At 69.5% G+C, this 16,742-nt stretch carries 17 protein-coding genes and 1 tRNA gene; 15 read left to right on the top strand and 3 right to left on the bottom strand.

Annotated elements, in window-relative coordinates; genetic code table 11:
• The first annotated feature begins 8 nt into the window (after positions 1-8).
• From C1H66_RS10125 to C1H66_RS10155, 7 genes are all read left to right on the top strand, one after another.
• Entirely contained in the window at positions 9-788 is a 780-nt protein-coding gene (locus C1H66_RS10125) for a sulfite exporter TauE/SafE family protein (RefSeq protein WP_370741337.1), read from the top strand.
• 70 nt (positions 789-858) lie between these two features.
• On the top strand, positions 859-1,638 hold the full coding sequence (lgt, locus tag C1H66_RS10130; protein ID WP_102627770.1) for a prolipoprotein diacylglyceryl transferase: 780 nt from the start codon (positions 859-861) through the stop codon (positions 1,636-1,638).
• A gap of 151 nt (positions 1,639-1,789) precedes the next feature.
• The gene (locus C1H66_RS10135; RefSeq protein WP_102627771.1) at positions 1,790-2,635 is read left to right on the top strand and encodes a thymidylate synthase; all 846 of its coding nucleotides are present in this window, start codon (positions 1,790-1,792) and stop codon (positions 2,633-2,635) included.
• Positions 2,632-3,201 (top strand): dihydrofolate reductase, encoded by a 570-nt coding sequence (locus C1H66_RS10140; RefSeq protein ID WP_102627772.1) that lies wholly within the window; start codon positions 2,632-2,634, stop codon positions 3,199-3,201. The genes C1H66_RS10135 and C1H66_RS10140 overlap by 4 nt, the downstream gene beginning before the upstream one ends.
• 108 nt (positions 3,202-3,309) lie before the next feature.
• Entirely contained in the window at positions 3,310-4,323 is a 1,014-nt protein-coding gene (locus C1H66_RS10145; protein WP_240618267.1) for a ProQ/FINO family protein, read from the top strand.
• A gap of 438 nt (positions 4,324-4,761) precedes the next feature.
• Positions 4,762-5,874, top strand: a complete 1,113-nt coding sequence (locus C1H66_RS10150; protein WP_102627773.1) for a porin — start codon at positions 4,762-4,764, stop codon at positions 5,872-5,874.
• Between the two features lie 221 nt (positions 5,875-6,095).
• Positions 6,096-8,090 (top strand): sensor domain-containing diguanylate cyclase, encoded by a 1,995-nt coding sequence (locus tag C1H66_RS10155; RefSeq protein ID WP_306417702.1) that lies wholly within the window; start codon positions 6,096-6,098, stop codon positions 8,088-8,090.
• Positions 8,091-8,141: 51 nt separating this feature from the next.
• On the opposite strand, the gene C1H66_RS10160 is transcribed toward C1H66_RS10155, so the two are convergent.
• Together C1H66_RS10160 and C1H66_RS10165 are read right to left on the bottom strand one after the other, a co-directional pair.
• Entirely contained in the window at positions 8,142-9,230 is a 1,089-nt protein-coding gene (locus C1H66_RS10160) for a type 2 periplasmic-binding domain-containing protein (protein WP_102627775.1), read from the bottom strand.
• A 172-nt stretch (positions 9,231-9,402) separates the two neighbouring features.
• Positions 9,403-9,479, bottom strand: a tRNA-Arg gene (locus C1H66_RS10165).
• A gap of 104 nt (positions 9,480-9,583) precedes the next feature.
• On the opposite strand from C1H66_RS10165, the gene C1H66_RS10170 reads away from it, so the two are divergent.
• The 3 genes from C1H66_RS10170 to C1H66_RS10180 are packed head-to-tail and all read left to right on the top strand — an operon-like array spanning position 9,584 to position 12,934.
• Positions 9,584-11,110: an amidase gene (locus C1H66_RS10170; protein WP_102627776.1), complete on the top strand. Its 1,527-nt coding sequence runs from the start codon at positions 9,584-9,586 to the stop codon at positions 11,108-11,110.
• A gap of 10 nt (positions 11,111-11,120) precedes the next feature.
• Positions 11,121-11,930, top strand: a complete 810-nt coding sequence (locus C1H66_RS10175; protein ID WP_102627786.1) for a methyltransferase domain-containing protein — start codon at positions 11,121-11,123, stop codon at positions 11,928-11,930.
• Positions 11,927-12,934: a class I SAM-dependent methyltransferase gene (locus C1H66_RS10180; protein ID WP_102627777.1), complete on the top strand. Its 1,008-nt coding sequence runs from the start codon at positions 11,927-11,929 to the stop codon at positions 12,932-12,934. The genes C1H66_RS10175 and C1H66_RS10180 overlap by 4 nt, the downstream gene beginning before the upstream one ends.
• On the opposite strand, the gene greB is transcribed toward C1H66_RS10180, so the two are convergent.
• Positions 12,935-13,474, bottom strand: coding sequence for a transcription elongation factor GreB (gene greB / locus C1H66_RS10185; RefSeq protein ID WP_102627778.1), 540 nt, complete (start codon positions 13,472-13,474; stop codon positions 12,935-12,937). It lies immediately after the preceding gene.
• 149 nt (positions 13,475-13,623) lie between these two features.
• Between greB and C1H66_RS10190 the strand changes: the two genes are divergently transcribed.
• The 5 genes from C1H66_RS10190 to C1H66_RS10210 all read left to right on the top strand — a co-directional run.
• Positions 13,624-14,259 (top strand): hypothetical protein, encoded by a 636-nt coding sequence (locus C1H66_RS10190; RefSeq protein WP_102627779.1) that lies wholly within the window; start codon positions 13,624-13,626, stop codon positions 14,257-14,259.
• Between the two features lie 94 nt (positions 14,260-14,353).
• Positions 14,354-15,001 (top strand): NUDIX domain-containing protein, encoded by a 648-nt coding sequence (locus C1H66_RS10195; protein ID WP_102627780.1) that lies wholly within the window; start codon positions 14,354-14,356, stop codon positions 14,999-15,001.
• A 1-nt stretch (position 15,002) separates the two neighbouring features.
• Positions 15,003-15,449, top strand: coding sequence for a DUF1249 domain-containing protein (locus tag C1H66_RS10200; protein ID WP_102627781.1), 447 nt, complete (start codon positions 15,003-15,005; stop codon positions 15,447-15,449).
• Positions 15,450-15,497: 48 nt separating this feature from the next.
• Positions 15,498-16,253, top strand: coding sequence for a phosphodiesterase (locus C1H66_RS10205; RefSeq protein ID WP_102627782.1), 756 nt, complete (start codon positions 15,498-15,500; stop codon positions 16,251-16,253).
• Positions 16,254-16,470: 217 nt separating this feature from the next.
• A partial coding sequence (locus C1H66_RS10210; protein ID WP_170064130.1) for a phosphoadenosine phosphosulfate reductase domain-containing protein occupies positions 16,471-16,742 on the top strand: 272 nt, incomplete at its 3' end.

Consider the following 16,742-nt stretch of genomic DNA (forward strand, 5'->3'; position numbering starts at 1 on the left):
TTCTCGCGATGCTGCTCGTCTACCTGCTGCTGGGCGCCGCCGCCGGTACCATGGCGGGGGTGTTCGGCGTCGGCGGCGGGCTGGTCATCGTGCCGGCCCTGGTGGTCGCCTTCGGACTCCAGGGGGTCGCCCCGGAGGTCGCGATGCACCTGGCCGTGGGGACGTCGCTCGCGACCATCGTCATCACCGGGGCCTCCTCGGCCTGGGGGCATCACCGGCGCGGCAGCATCCAGCGGCGGTGGTTTCTGGCCCTGTTGCCCGGCCTGATGCTCGGCGCCATCGGTGGCGTCTTCGTCGCCGGGCGTCTCTCCGGCGGCCTGCTCGGTACCCTGTTCGGCGTCTTCGTGCTGCTGATGGCGCTGAGAATGGCGCTGGCACGTGGCCCGAGGCCGGGCAGCGCCACGCCGGGCAGGCTCGGCATGGGGCTGGCCGGTGTCGTGATCGGCGGTATCTCGGCGCTGTTCGGCATCGGTGGCGGCATGCTCTGCGTGCCCTGGCTGACCCGTTGTGGCGTCACCATGACCCGGGCCGTGGGCACCTCGTCGGCCTGTGGCCTGCCCATCGCGCTGTTCGGGGCGGCCACCTTCATGGTGGTGGGCTGGGGCCATCCGCTGTTGCCTGCCGGTGCCACCGGCTTCGTGATGTGGCCGGCATTTCTCGGTATCGTGCTGGCCAGCGTGCCCTTCGCGCGCCTCGGCGTGCACCTGGCACACCGCCTGCCGGCTCGTACCCTGCGCCTCGCCTTCGCCGCCCTGCTGGCGCTGGTGGGGTTGCGATTTCTTTTATAGCGACAAGACAAACCATTGCCCATGGCACACCGGCTGGTAGTGTCGCGGCTCACGGCTCCAGAGGACATCCATGCTCCGCTATCCCGACATCGACCCGGTCGCCATCTCCCTGGGGCCGCTCCAGGTCCACTGGTATGGCCTGATGTACGTGATCGGCTTCGTCGCCGCCTGGTGGCTGGGCAGGCGGCGTGCCGCCCGCATCGGCCTGACCCATGACGACGTGGGCGACCTGCTGTTCTATGCCGCCCTCGGCGTGGTGCTGGGCGGCCGGCTGGGCTATGCACTCTTCTATGGCATGGGCCAGTGGCTGGCCGACCCACTCTGGATCTTCCGCATCTGGGATGGTGGCATGAGTTTCCACGGCGGCCTGGCCGGGGTGCTGCTGGCGGCGCTCTGGTTCGCCAGCAAGAAGCGGCTGGCCTTCTTCACCCTCACCGACTTCGTCGCCCCCCTGGTGCCGATCGGCCTGGGGGCCGGGCGCATCGGCAACTTCATCAATCGCGAGCTGCCCGGCCGGGTGACCGAGCTGCCCTGGGGCATGCCGTTTCCCGGTATGGGACCCGAGCCGCGCCACCCCTCGGCGCTGTACGAGGCGCTGCTCGAGGGCGCCGTGCTGTTCGCGGCGCTGTGGTGGGTCTCGGCCACGCCGCGGCGGCGCGGGCTGGTCTCCGGTCTCTTCCTGCTGCTCTATGGGGTGTTCCGCGGCGCGGTGGAGTTCGTGCGCCTGCCCGATGCCCATCTCGGCTTCATCGCCTTCGGCTGGGTGACCATGGGCATGCTGCTGACCCTGCCGATGATCGCCATCGGCCTCCTGCTGATCCTCTGGTCGCGCCGCCAGCCGATCCCCTGACGGCGAGCCCGGCTTCGCCGGGAGCTGGAAGAACGCCCGCTTCGCGGGCTTAAGCCTGACGCTGGAAGAAAAACCCAGGTCATCGGCTCTGGACTGGCTTCCAGCTTCCAGCTTCCAGCCTGTAGAATGGCTGACCCACTTATCAGCCCAGATGAACGCCGTGACCGACGATACCCAGCCCGCCCTCGAGCCCCCCGCTCTTGAGCAACCCTATCTGGACCTGATGCGCGCCGTGCTCGAGCATGGCGTGGAGCGCGGCGATCGCACCGGGGTCGGCACCCGTTCGCTGTTCGGCCACCAGATGCGCTTCGACCTCTCGCGGGGCTTCCCGCTGGTGACCACCAAGAAGCTGCACCTGCGCTCGATCATCCATGAGCTGCTGTGGTTCCTGCGTGGCGACACCAACATCGCCTACCTCAAGGAGCACGGGGTGCGCATCTGGGACGAGTGGGCCGACGAGAACGGCGATCTCGGCCCGGTGTACGGCTACCAGTGGCGCAGCTGGCCCGACCCGCGCGGCGGCCACGTCGACCAGATCGCCAGGCTGCTCGAGCAGATCCGCGCGAACCCCCGGTCGCGGCGGCTGATCGTCTCGGCCTGGAACCCGGCGCTGGTCGACGAGATGGCGCTGCCGCCGTGCCACTGCCTGTTCCAGTTCTACGTGGCCGAGGGGCGGCTCTCCTGCCAGCTCTACCAGCGCAGTGCCGACATCTTCCTCGGCGTGCCCTTCAATATCGCCAGCTACGCGCTGCTGACGCAGATGATCGCCCGGGTCAGCGGGCTTGAGCCCGGCGACTTCGTCCACACCCTGGGCGATGCGCACCTCTACCTGAACCATCTGGAGCAGGCCGAGCTGCAGCTCTCGCGCACGCCCCTGGCGCCGCCGCGGCTGTGGCTCAACCCCGAGGTCCGCGACCTCTTCGCGTTTCGCTTCGAGGATATCGCCATCGAGGGCTACGAGGCGCACCCCCATATCAAGGCCGAGGTCGCCGTATGAGCGAAAGGACGCAAGAGGAAACCCTGGTGCCCGTCGCGATGATCGCCGCCCTGGCCCGCAACCGGGTGATCGGCGTCGACAACCGGCTGCCCTGGTACCTGCCCGAGGACCTCAGGTTCTTCAAGCGCATGACCCAGGCCAAGCCGCTGGTGATGGGGCGCAAGACCTTCGAGTCGATCGGGCGTCCGCTGCCCGGCCGCCTGAATATCGTGGTGACCCGTGATCCCGCCTTCCACCACGAGGGCGTGCGGGTCTGCCATGATCTTGCTTCTGCCCTGGCGCTGGCCGACCAGCAGGCCACCATCGACGCCTGCGACGAGCTCATGGTGATGGGCGGCGCCCAGATCTATGCCCAGGCGCTGCCGCTGGCCTCGCGGCTCTACCTCACCGAGGTCGATATCGAGGTGGAGGGCGACGCCCGCTTCCCCGAGCTCGACATGGCCGAGTGGGAGGTGGTGCAGCGGGTGCCCGGCGAGCCCGCCGAGGGCCAGCCGGCCTACAGTTTCGTGCACTACCGCCGGCGGCTCGCCGACGGCACGGCCAGCGGGCCGCTGGCGAGCGGGTGAGAGGGCGTCGAGGGTCTCCATCCGGCGACATTTGTCATGCTGCGGCTTCTGGCACAGACTTGGGGGTTAATGCCTCGTCGTGAAGGGCTCGTGTTGGAGGGAATCGGTTTGATCGAGGAACGCTCAACCCGTCTGCTGGAGGCACTGGAGCGTCGTGCCGAGAGCCTGCTGGGCACCCTGCACGAGGCCCGTGTACAGCAGGTGGCCATGCAGGCCCGGCTGGCCGAGTTGGAACGCCGCCGCAGCGAGCTCGAGGCGCACAATGCCGAGCTCGTCGCCCGCGCCGAGGAGGCCCTGGCCAGCCAGCGTGGCCTGGCGCAGCGCAACGACGAGCTCGAATCTCGCCTCGCCGAGCTCGAGGCGAACCGCCTGGAGCTGCTTGAGGAGAACCGTGAGCTCGACGAGCAGAACCGCGAGCTGGAGGCGCACAACCGCCACCTGCACGACAAGCTCGCCGCCGGCGAGCCGGCCGGCGGCTTCCCGTTGCCGGCCCGCCGCGCCCAGGGCCTCTCGGCGCTCATTGGCCATCGCCCGAAGGGGGCGGCGGCCCGGGTCGCGACCGACCCGCCGGAGGCCGGACCACCGGCGCAGGCCGAGCCGGCCGGAAACCCCCAGAGCGACCTGCCGATCGGCGAGGCGCCGTCGCCCCAGGCGCTGCTCGGCGAGTGGTACCAGCGCTACGGTTCGACCTTCTTCAAGGGGCATACCCGCCCGCTCAAGGTCGGCATCCACGAGGAGCTCGCCGCCCGCGAACCCTGGCCGGAGAAGCTGGTGCGCCGCGCGCTGGCCTGCTACGTCAACCTGCCCCGCTACCTCAAGTCGGTGCGCGAGGACGCCGCGCGCATCGACCTCGACGGCCAGGCCGCCGGGCGTGTCGATGCCGAGGCCGCCGAGCACGCCCGCAAGAAGCTCGAGCGGCTGCAGGCCAACCGCCGCAAGCCCCAGGGCAAGCCGCAACGGCACCGGGAGCGGGCCGAGGGCCGCCCCCCGGGTAGCCAGGCGCCGGCGGGGAAGCGGGCTTCCCGCGCCGGTGAATCGGCCGGCGACGCTACCGCCGCCCCGTCACCGGCCACCCTGGAAGAGAAGCTCTCCGCCCTGCTGGCCAAGCACAACGGCCACTGACCCGACGCGACGGTCGCGGTCGGGGCTGGCAGCGACCGTTGACTTGCCATCGTCATATTCGCAGGGCATCATGAACGCGCTCATCGCTGCCTGGGCTGTATTCGGTCGATTCACCTCGGCCAGCCGGCAGCGGCGGCCGGCCAGCCGGGAGGGCTCGCCGACCGCCAGCGCAAGGGAAAGTTCCGCAGGGAAGGCGCGCTCTGAAGGAAAACAGTGTTTTTTCTTGTTGCGTTCCCGAAAATCCCGGTATAGAGTTCCCCTTGCGAGCATTGGACTATAACAAGGCTTCGCTGAGGTGGTGCCGCGCCACCTGCCATCCTCCCGGGAGGGAGCCGAGCAGGAAAGGCAAATGAGCATGCCCGGCAAGCCGGCTGCATTCACTTCGGTGAAGCGTGCAGTAACGATCGAAACAGTAAGCTAGTCAAAGGAACTATCGCGATGAAAAAGACACTGTTAGCGACTGCTATCGCCGGCGCCCTGGGCGCATCCGCTGCCGCTCAGGCCGCGACCGTCTACGACCAGGATGGCACCCGTCTCGACCTCTACGGCCGTATCGCCCTGGGTGTCTCCGGCGGAGGTCCGAATGATCCGATCGTGGACGAGGATACTGGCGAGCAGATTGGCCAAGTCAAGAGAAATGGCTCCGAATTCCGCGACGTCTACTCCCGCTTCGGCCTGCGCGGCACCCAGCAGATCAACTCCGACCTGACCGCCTTCGGTAACTTCGAGCTGCGCCCGCAGCTGGACGAAGTGAACCGCGGTGGCCAGCAGGTGCGCAACAGCTACCTGGGCCTGCGCAGCAACAGCTTCGGTACCATCCAGGCCGGTAACTTCGACAGCTTCTACCTGAATACCGTCTCCGCGCCCTTCGATGTCTACCTCGATCGCGGCCTCGAGTTCACCGGCGGTAGCCACCGCGCCCGCGGCGACTCCGTCGGCTATATCACCCCGAACCTGGCCGGCTTCCAGGTCTTCCTGATGGGCAAGCACTACACCGGTAACGGTGCTGAGGTCGGCTCCGAGGGCAGCAACTCCTCCAAGATCAACGCCGCCGGTGGTGCCGTCTACGAGACCGGCCCGCTGCGCCTGGCCCTGGGTTTCGCCCAGGACAAGGACGACGATGCCATTGTGGCGAAGGACGGTGCTGGCACCGGCGAGAACATCTACGGCGGCTCCGCCTCCTATGAGTTCGTGCCCGGCTTCTCCGGCCGTCTGGGCTACGAGTCCCATGAGGACAACGAGCGCAGGATCGGTGTGGGCATGAGCTATGCCGTCGCTGACTGGGCGTTCAACCTGGACTACTACAACATCCGTGCCGACGGCGAGAACAAGGAAGCGCGGCAGGCCGAGGGTGCCGACACCACTCGCCACTCCTGGGCGGCCGGTGCCTACTACAAGGTCTCCAGCAACTTCGACGTCTTCGCCGAGGTGCATGAGGCCGATCAGGACACCATCTTTGACCGTGACACCACTGGCAGCGACCTCAGCGGCAACCTGCGCGACACCCGCGACAGCGTCTACTGGCTGACCGGCGTTCGCTACCACTTCTGATCGGCCCCGCGCCCATCGAAGTAGCGACACGGCTGCAACACCGAAGCCGGCCCCTCGAGGGCCGGCTTTCTCGTGGGCGGGTGTCGAGACAATGCAGGGCGAGGCGGGAAAGGGGTCATCGAGCCTGGCTATTCGCGCCTTGGCGGCGCTTGACCTGCGCTACCATTTAGGGTCCGATAGCCAGGCAAATCGGTAATCGCTAACTCACCCGGGAGCGGCGTTTGCTATCTCGACTCCGGTTTCTCTTCCAGTCGGCTCTCTCCCTCCAGGGGCGGCTGATGATCGGCCTGGCCGTCACCTGGGTGGTGGTGGCCTTGCTGTTGATGGGCAGCGGCAGGCTGGCGGGGCTGCAACTGGTGCGCGAGACCAACTTCGCGCATCTGAGCTATGAGTCACGGCTGATCGCCGACGAGATCACGGCCCAGGTCAACGATCGCCTGGGCGCCCTGGAGCGGCTGGCCGCCAGGCTCGACCAGCAACTCCATCGAGAGGGTGATGGCCAGCCCGGCGAGGAGGTTCTGCGCAGCGAGCTCAAGCACAACGATTCCCTGCTCGAGTGGTTCGACGGCCTGGTGGTGGCGGACGCCGATGGCACGGTACTGGCCGACTGGCCGGTCGTGGTGGGGCGGGTGGGCCTGTCGACGGCCGAGACCGAGTATTTCCGCTTCGTCGCGGCCGTGCGCCGCCCCTACGTGAGCGAACCCTTCGTCGGTCGGGCCAGCGACATGCCGCTGGTGCTGTTCGTGGTGCCGCGACGCCATGACGGCGAGTTCGACGGTTTCGTCGGCGGCTTCGTCAACATTCACTCCGGCGGCCTGTTCCAGCGGCTGCACCGGCTGCGTCTCGGTTCCGGCGGCTTCGCCGCCGTGGCCACGGCCTCGGGGACCATCCTCTACCATCCCGATCCCTCGCTGGTGCTGCAGCCGGTGCCCACGGTCGATGAGAACGCCATGCTGCACCAGGCGCTGGACGGCTGGCAGGGCGAGACCGTGGCACGCTTGATCGGTGGCGGCGAGGCCTACCAGTCCTTCGCCCAGGTCTGGCCGGCCGACTGGGTGGCCGGGGTCTTCCTGCCCGCGGAGCAGGTGAATGCGCCGCTGCAATCGCTGTTTCGCCGGCTCTGGTGGTTCGGCGTCGCCTTCGCCATGCTGCTGCTGCCGCTGATGTGGTGGCTCGTGCGCCATGCCCTGAGCCCCCTGCACCGGCTCGAGACGCAGATCGACGAGGTGGGCGAGGGGCGGCGCAGCCGGGTGACGCTCGATACCCGGATGCACGAGATCAGCCGGCTGGCCGGTACCTTCAATCGGGTGGAGGAGGAGCGCAGCACGGCCCTCGAACGACTGCAGGATCGTGAGGCGTTCCTCGAGAGCGTGCTGTCGTCGTCGCCGCTGGGCATGTTCGTCACCGACACGGTCGGCATCATCCGCTACATGAATCCCGCGTTGACGGAGCTGACCGGCCATGCCTTCTCCGCCCGGGACGAAGCGGCGTGGGTGACGTTCATCCACGCCGCGGACCGCCAGTCGGCCATCGACCTCTGGCAACACAGCCTCGAGACCGGTGACGACTTCCTCAGGCAGTTCCGCTACGTTCGCGCCGATGGTGACCTGCTGTGGCTCGAGGTGCATGCCAGCCAGGTGGCCATCGACGGCCGGACCATCGGCTTCGTGGGTACGGTCAAGGACATCACCGAGCACCATCAGGAGGAGGCCCTGCGCCGCTGGGAAGCCGAGCACGATCCCCTCACCGGCCTGCTCAACCGGCGCGGCTTCGAGCGTCGCCTGGAGGAGGCGCTGGCCGAGTGGCACAAGGCCGGCACGCCCTCGGCGCTGATGCTGTTCGATCTCGACCGTTTCAAGCCGGTCAACGACGAGGGGGGGCATGCGCTGGGCGACGAGATGCTCCGGCGCATCGCCCAGGTGGTGGCCTGGGAGGTGCGGCGCAGCGACCACGTGGCCCGCCAGGGCGGCGACGAATTCGGGGTGCTGCTGCCGAGCTGCACCCTCGCCCAGGCCCAGAGTATCGCCGAGACGCTGCGCGAGGCCGTCGCCGATGTCTTCGTGGTGCATCGCGGCCGCGAGTACCGGGTGACCCTGAGCATCGGCGTCACCGCCTTCCAGGAGGGCGACCGGGGGATCATCACGGTCATCGAACGCGCCGACGCCGCCAGCTACCGGGCCAAGGCCGCCGGTCGCAACCAGGTCGAGATCGCCTGACCGCCGCAAGACTCGATGGGCATCATGGTGCCGTGGCCTGCTGGTCGGGGATCACCCCTCGAATTCGGTGCCGAAGCGTGTGCCGAGCAGGTTGCGCAGGTAGTTCATCAGTTCCGGCGAGATGGCGTCCATGGTGGCCCTGACCCAGTCGAGCTCGTCGCCCTGGATGACCCCATAGTCGCCGAGTATCTCGTCGCGGGCCGCCTGGAACTCGGGGTCGTCGACCATCGCCGCGACCCCTTGGCGCAGGGCCTCCATGGCCGGCTCGGGGATGTCGGCGTGGACCCAGATGGTGCCGCGGGTGTTCTGCACCAGCGGAACCGTGACCCGGAAGGCTTCCCAGGCCATGCCGGAGGGCATCTCGCCGTGGATCTGCTCGTAGAGCTCGGGGGCGGTGATCATGTCCGGTACCGCCGGGTCGCGCACCGGGTTGCCCTCCTCGTCGATGAAGCCGATGGCGTAGAGCGGCATGGCGCCGCCCGCCTCGACCAGTGGTGCCATCCTGTCGAGGTAGAAGGCGGTGCTCTGGGTGTTGATCATCAGCACACCGCGCTCGAAGGCGATGCGGGTGTCGCCGCGGTTGCCGTAGCCGGGCACGCCCCGGTAGTCGATCCCGAGCAGCTCCATGGCCAGCAGCGACTCGAGCAGGCCGATCGGGTCGGTGATGCCCTTGGTCAGCGGACCCTGGGCGTCGAGCACCTCGCGGGGCTCCGCGATGCCGGCACGGGCGGCAATGAGGGTGACATGGCCCATGGGGGCGGCGACCAGGGGTTCCAGTGCGTCGAGGTCGAGGCGCAGCCCGCGTAGCCCGAGGATGGCGCGCAGGTTGAGGTGGCCGGAGCTTGCCAGCAGGGTGGTGCCGTCGTGCTCGACGCGTTCGGCGAACTCGTTGCTGCCCAGCAGGCCGCCGACATCGGTGATGTTCTCGGCCTCGATGGTCGGCCGGCCGGGGATATGGCGGCCCAGGTGGCGGCCGATCAGGCGGCCGAAGGTGTCGGTGCCGCCCCCGGGGGCGAGGGGGATGATCATGCGGATGGTCTTGCCGGCATAGTAGTCGGCGGCCCGGGCGGTATCCGACAGGCTGGCGACGGAGAGCATCATGCCCGCCAGCAGGATCGGCAGGAGGCGGAACTTGGCCATGTGACGGGCTCCGGTGCGGCGATCGTTTTCCATGCTGCCCCGTTGTGCTCTCCGGCACAGGGCTTGGAGAAGCATAGGCAGCGGGCGAGGCGATCACCACTGCCGGAAGCGCAGGATCCGGGCGAAGACCCGGCCCCAGGGTGTAGGCTGACGAGAAGAAAGCGAGCGGGTGTGGCGCCCTCTGCAGGATTCGAACCTGCGACCTGCCGCTTAGGAGGCGGCTGCTCTATCCTGCTGAGCTAAGAGGGCGAAACGCGGCGCATTATAAGCGCTTGAGCGAATGAGATAAACCCGTCGGCCCGCGGCCGGCGCTGTCGAGGGATCCGAACGAGAGTCGAGCGGAAGGGAGTGCCATGGAGCCGAGCGAGTATCGCGCCTACGACGGCCTGGGGCTGGCGGCATTGATTCGTCGCGGCGAGGTGAGCCGGGAGGAGGTCTTCGCGGCGGCCTGTGCCGCCATCGAAGCGGAGAATCCACGGCTGGGCGCGGTGGTGCGCTGTCGCTTCGAACGGGCCGAGCAGGAGGGGCGCCGGGTCGATCCCGAAGCGCCCTTCGCCGGGGTGCCGACCCTGACCAAGGACCTGCTGATGGCCATCGGCGGCGAGCCGCTCGCCTTCGGCAGTGCGGCCCTGGTCGATTGGCGGGCGCCGGAGGACGCCTCGCTGGTGCGTCGCCTGCGCGAGGCGGGACTGGTGATCCTCGGCCAGACCGCCACCCCGGAGCTGGGCCTGATGGGCATCACCGAGCCGCGGGCCTTTGCCCATCCGCTGAACCCCTGGAAGGCCGGGTACTCGCCGGGCGGTTCCAGCGGCGGGGCCGCCGCGGCGGTGGCCGGTGGGCTGGTGCCCCTGGCCATGGGCGGCGATGGCGGTGGTTCGCTGCGCATCCCGGCGAGCCACTGTGGGTTGTTCGGCCTCAAGCCTTCCCGCGGGCGGGTGCCGCTGGGCCCGCAGTACGCCGAGGTGTGGCAGGGGGCGGTGGTGGAGCACGCCCTGACCCGCAGCGTACGCGACAGCGCGGCACTGCTCGATCGTACCAATGGCATGGACGAGGGGGCGCCGCAGCCGCTGCCCCGCGAAGAAGGCTTCCTGGCCGCCATCGCTCGGCCCCCCGCGCGGCTGCGGGTCGCCGTCTCCCTCGGCGAGTCGCTGGGGGCGCCGCTGGGCACCCGGCTCGCCCCCGACGTGCAACACGCGGTGGAGCAGGCCGCCCGCCGCCTGGAGGCGATGGGCCACCGGGTGGAGTGGTGCGATCCGCCGGTCGAGGGCGAGCGCCTGGCCGACAGCTACCTGACGCTCTACCTGGGCCACCTGGCCGCCGACCTGGCCTGGATCAGCGAGCAGACCGGCGTGCCGGTGAGGCGGCTCGACATCGAGCCGTCGACCCGAGCCATCGGTCGGCTGGGGCGTTGGCTGTCGGCGCGGGACTATGAGCTCGCCAAGCGCTACTGGAACCGGGTGGCGCGGGCCATGGGCGAGTTCCACTGCCGGTACGACGTGCTGCTGATGCCGGTGGCGGCGACCCCGGCGCCGCGCCTGGGTGAACTCTATCCCGACGCCGGCAAGGAGCGGCTGATGTCGCTGCTGGCCTTGCCGGGGGCCGCCCCCCTGGCGCTGAAGGCGGGCATGCTGCACCGCCTGGCCAGGGATGCGCTATGCCGCACCCCCTTCACCCAGCTGGCCAATCTCACCGGCCAGCCGGCCATGTCGCTGCCGCTGCATGTCACGCCGGACGGCCTGCCGGTGGGGGTGCAGGCGATCGGTCCCATGGGGGACGAGCGTCGTCTGCTGGCGCTGGCCGCCGAGCTCGAGGCCGACAGCGGCTGGGGGCATCGGCTGCCTCGCGCGGCGAACGGTGAGTCGCGGGCCGATCCCGGGTAGAATGCCCGGCATGCCCGATACCCCTTCGTCCCTGTCCCCGGCCGGCGACCGCCACTTCGATGGCCTGGCCGACAAGTTTGCCGACAGCCTCTACGGCGCGGCCCGCGGCGAGCTGCGCCTGGCGCTGCTCGACCGGCTGCTGCCGGAGATGCTCGACCTCGACGGCCAGCCGGTGCTCGACGTGGGGGGCGGCCTCGGCCAACTGGCCGCCTGGTTCGCCGCACGTGGCCACCCAGTGACACTGGCCGAGCCCTCCGGCGAGATGCTCGAGCGGGCCAGGGCGCGGCTGGCCGGGCAGCCGGTGAGCCTGCTCCAGGCGCCGCTGCAGGCCCTGCCGGAGTGCGCCCCCGGCCCCTGGCGGCTGATCGCCTGCCATGCGGTGCTCGAGTGGCTGGCCGACCCGCGCTCGGCGCTCGCCACCCTGGCCGGGCTGCTGGCGCCGGGCGGCCAGCTCTCGCTGATGGTCTTCAACCGCGATGCGCTGCGGATGTCCAACGTGGTCAAGGGCAACCTGGAGAAGGCGCTCGCCGACCGCCTCGAGGGCACCGGCAAGCGCCGGCGATTGACGCCGATCTCGCCGCTGACCCATGGCCAGGTCGAGGCCTGGGCGGCCGAGAGCGGGCTGGCGATCTCGGCGGTCGCCGGCATCCGCGTCTTCCACGACTACCTGCGCCAGCCGCCATCGTCCGCTGCCGACCGGGCCCGCCTGCTCGCCCTCGAGCGGCGCTACTGTCGCGTCGATCCCCACTGGCGGCTGGGCCGCTACCTGCTCTACACCCTCGAAGCGTCCCCGACACATCCCCAGGAGCCCCTCCCATGAGCGCCGAGACCCCAGTCTGCCAGTTGCTGGAACGCCAGGACCTGGACTACCGCGGCTGGTGGTGGGTGGCCCCGCCGCGGGACGCCTGGCTGGAGACCGGGGAGGGCACCACGATCAGCGCCGACCAGTCGGTGATCGAGGCCTGGCACGCGCGGAGCCGGCCGGCCTTCTCGCCCTTCGACGAGGGCCTGCCGGGTGTCGCCGATGGCGGCGTGCCCGGGGTCGTGCTGTTCTGGCCCAAGAGCCATGCGCTGGGCGAGTGGTGGCTGTTGTGGCTCTGTGCGGTGCTGCCGCCGGGCACGCCGCTGCAACTCGCCGGCGAGAACCAGGGGGGCATCCGGCGGGTGCTCCAGGTGCTGGCGGCGCTGGGGCTGGGCTGTCGCAAGCGCGACACCGCCCGGCGCTGCTCGCTGTTCGAGACGCGCCTCGGCCGGGTCGGCCTCGACCCCGAGGCGGCCTGGTCGTCGTTCGAGGCCGAGGGGCTGACCCTGGTCAGTCACCCGGGGGTGTTCGGCCACGGCAAGCTCGACGACGGCACCCGGCTGCTGCTCGAGCGGTTGCCGGCGGTGCTGCCGGAAGGGCCGGCGGAGATACTGGACATGGGCTGCGGCGACGGCATCCTGGCCGCCTGGCTGGCCCGGCGCGGGGCCCGGGTCACGGCGGTGGACGTCAACGCCTTCGCCGTGGAGGCGAGCCGTCGCACGCTCGCCGCCAATGGCCTGGCCGGCGAGGCGCGGGTCGGCGACGTCTATGCCGCGCTCGGCGAGAGGTGCTTCGCGGCCATCGTCAGCAACCCGCCCTTCCACCAGGAGCGGGCCATCGACTATGGCCCGGCGGCGCGGCTGATCCTCGAGGCGCCCGACCACCTGCGGCCCGGCGGCCAGCTGGTGATCGTCGCCAACGCCTTCCTGCCCTACCCGGACCTGCTCGAGCGCGCCTTCGGCGGTTTCGAGATCCTCGCCGACGACCGGCGCTTCCGGGTCTACCGCGCGATCTGGCGCTGATCAGGCCTGGGGATCGCGATAGGCGATCTCGGTAATCACATAGGTGGTCTCGCCGCCGGGGGCGGCGACGGTCGCCTCGTCGTCCAGCGACTTGCCGAGCAGGGCCTTGGCCAGGGGGGCGTCGACGCTGATCCAGCGTTTCGCCGTGTCGGTCTCGTCGTGGCCGACGAGGCGGATACGCATCTCCTCGCCGTCGTCGTCCTCGAGGGTCACGAAGGCGCCGAAGTAGACCCTGTCGGTATCCGCGGGGAGCCGATCCACCACCTGCAGTTCGTCGAGGCGCCTGGTCAGGTAGCGGATCCGGGCGATGACCCGGTTGAGCTCCTTCTTGTTGTAGGTGTAGTCGGCGTTCTCGCTGCGGTCGCCGAGTGCCGCGGCCTCGCCGACCTTGGCCGAGAGCGCGGGACGCTTGACCCGCGACAGGTGGTCGAGAATCCCGCGCAGGCGGTCGGCGCCCTCGGCGGTGATCAGGTTGCTCTTCGGTTCCTGGCGCGGGTCCTTGGCCGGGTCGCGCCAGCGCGTCATGTTGCGGCCCTTCATCGGCGTCACCCTTCCTTCCACGTGAAAGAGGCAACATACGCCATCGATGGCGGCATCGCCAAGCCGGGGAGATTCGCACTGGAGAATCATTCAAACGTTCGTTACATTTCAGGGGGTGGGACAACGACAAGACACCGAGGAGATACCGCATGATTCGACGCCATCTGCTGGCCACCACCCTGGGCCTGGGGCTCGCCATCGCCCCGCTCACCCACCTGCTCGCCTGGGAAGCGGAGGTCGATGCCCTGAAGAGCCGCTGGGAACGGGTCACCACCGAGCTGCCGGAGGGCGAGCGCCGCGAGGCCCTGAAGGCCCTGGCCGCCCAGGCCGAGCGCCTGGCCGACGCCCATCCCGACGCGGCGATGCCGCGGGTCTGGCACGGCATCATCGAGGCCTCCCATGCCCGGGAGCGCAGCGGCCTGGGGGCCCTGGGCAGCGCCCGCGGCGCCCGCGACGCCCTGGAGCAGGCCGTCGAACTCGACCCGCAGGGCGCCAACGGCTCGGCCTACGTGACCCTGGGGGCCCTCTACCATCGTGCCCCCGGGCGGCCGCTGGGCTTCGGCAACAGCGACACCGCCGAGCGCATGTTCCGCCGCGCGCTGGAGATCCGCCCCGAGGGCATCGACGTCAATTTCTACTACGCTGCCTTCCTCGTCGACGAGGGACGAGCCGACGAGGCCCGGGAACATGCGCGGCGTGCCGTCGAGGGCCAGGCCCGCGCGGATCGCCAGGCCTCCGACGAGGCGCTGCGGGAACAGGCCCGGGCGCTGCTTTCCCGCCTCTGAGACGGCCCCTCCACCGGCCGCCGCGCACCGCGGCGGTTGGCATCCTTCCGCCGGGTCATGATAATGGTCGCCACCCTGCGACCCGGAGATCGGCATGAGCGCCCCCCGTCACCCGCACGATCAGGATCTCACCGCACAGGTGTCCTTCACGGCCGCCGATGCCGAGCTGCTGGAGCGGCGCTGCCTGCACCAGGGCTTCTTCCGCCTGGAGGAACTGCACCTGCGCCATCGCCTGTTCGAGGGCGGCTGGAGCGGCGAGGTCGTGCGCGAAGTGCATCGTCGCCACGACGCCGTGGGCGTGCTGCTCTATGATGTGGAGCGAGACACCGTGGTATTGATCGAGCAGTTCCGTGCCGGTGCGTTCGACGACCCCGCGTCGCCCTGGAAGCTGGAGGTGGTGGCGGGACTCGTCGAGCGGGGCGAGAGCGTCGCCGAGGTCGCCCGTCGCGAGACGCTGGAAGAGGCCGGCTGCGAGGTGGGCGAGCTGATCGAGCTGCATACCTACTATCCCAGCCCCGGGGCCTGCGACGAGCGGGTCACCCTGTTCTGTGGCCTGGTCGACAGCCGTGGCCTCGGGGGGGTGCACGGGCTCGACGAGGAGCACGAGGACATCCGCGTGCATGTGTTGCCGTTTACCCGAGCGTGGGAACTCCTCCAGGCCGGGCGACTCGACAATGCCATGTGTCTGATCGCCTTCCACTGGCTGGCGGGCGAACGCGCATCACTGCGAGCAAGGAGGTAGCGTGTCGAGAACAGCCTATGTCACCGACCTGAAGACCCTGCAGGGCGAGTGCACCGCCAACTACCTGCGCCTGACCCGGCTGCTGGGGGAACTGGACGCCGGCGAGATCCGCGAGGTGGAGCTGCTCCGCGGCGGTCGACGGTTGGGGGCGCTGTGCATCGAGGTGCTCGAGCAGGCCCCCTACACCACCATCGCTCAGGTCTCCCAGCAGGGCGTACTCGACCAGATGATCGAGACCCCGCGCATGCGCGTGCACCTCTACCACGACGTGCGCATGGCCGAGGTCACCGACTTCCAGCGCCAGCGCCACTTCCATGGCCGCTACCGCTACCCCAACGCGCGCATGCACCAGCCCGACGAGAAGCTGCAGCTCAACCGCTTCCTCGGCGAGTGGCTCGAATACGGCCTGGCCCACGGCCACTCCGTCGACCTGCCCGAGCTGCCTTGAAGTGAACCGGTGACCTTGAACAAGCTGCGCCGAGGAGAGGCTGCCCCGATGCGACTGGTCCAGATCAGTGACTGCCACCTGCACGCCGACCCCCGGGCCCGTTCCCGGGCCGGATTCCCGCTGCGCCAGCTCGAGGCGGTGATCGAGGCGGTGAACCGCGAGCGGCCGGACGTGGTGCTGGTGACCGGTGACGTCAGCCAGGACGAGACGGCGGCCTCCTACCAGTTGGCGGCCCGCACCCTCGCGAAGCTGAGCGCGCCCTGGTTCTGGCTGGCGGGAAACCACGACGCGCCGGCGCTGATGGCCGAGACCCGCGAACTGCTCGACGAGCTCGACCTCGATACCTGGCGGGTGCTGCTGCTCGATACCCGGGTCGGCGGGCAGCCCCACGGCGAGCTGGGGCCCGAGCGGCTCGGCCGGCTGGCCGAGCGGCTCGCGGAGGACGAGCGACCGACCCTGCTGGTGATGCATCATCCGCCCCTGGCCGTCGGCTCGGCCTGGCTCGACGAGATCGGCCTCGAGGATCGCGAGGCCTTCTGGGAGACCCTGGCGGCCTTTCGGCAGGTGAAGGCGATCTTCTGCGGCCATATCCACCAGGCCTTCACCGGTTATCGGCAGCTGGCGGGGAGCCCTCAGCGGCTTGAAGAGAGGCAGGTGGCGGTCTACGGCTGTCCCTCGACCACCGATCAGTTCCTGCCCGGCGCCGAGACCTTCGCCGTCGACGAGGCCTCGCGTCCCGGCTATCGGGTCGTCGACCTCGAGGCCGGCGACCTGACCACCTGGGTCGAGCGGGTGGATCTCTGAGCCGGCACGCCAGTTTCGTTCTAAAAAGATAGTTATTAATTCTTTTGGGTTATTATTGGTCCGGCGTTAACCTGTGGCGCATGATCTCACGCCCAACGTCATGCGAGGTAGCCGGGCCATGACCACTCATGTTGCACCGACACGTCATGCACCGATCCGCGAATCGGCCGCCCAGGCCAGTGGCGCGGCGTCGGTTGCCGCCGTCACGCCGCGTCGGCTGACCCATCTCGAGCAGCTCGAGGCCGAGTCGATCCACATCATCCGTGAGGTGGCGGCCGAGTTCTCGAACCCGGTGATGCTCTACTCCATCGGCAAGGACTCCTCGGTGATGCTGCACCTGGCGCGCAAGGCCTTCTATCCCGGGCCGCCGCCGTTCCCGCTGATGCACGTCAACACCACCTGGAAGTTCCGCGAGATGATCGCCTTCCGCGATCGCATGGCGGCGGAATCGGGCATGGAGCTGATCGAGCACATCAACGAGGAGGGGCG

The organism is Halomonas heilongjiangensis (genome assembly GCF_002879645.1).
GTDB classification, from domain to species: Bacteria; Pseudomonadota; Gammaproteobacteria; order Pseudomonadales; family Halomonadaceae; genus Halomonas; species Halomonas heilongjiangensis.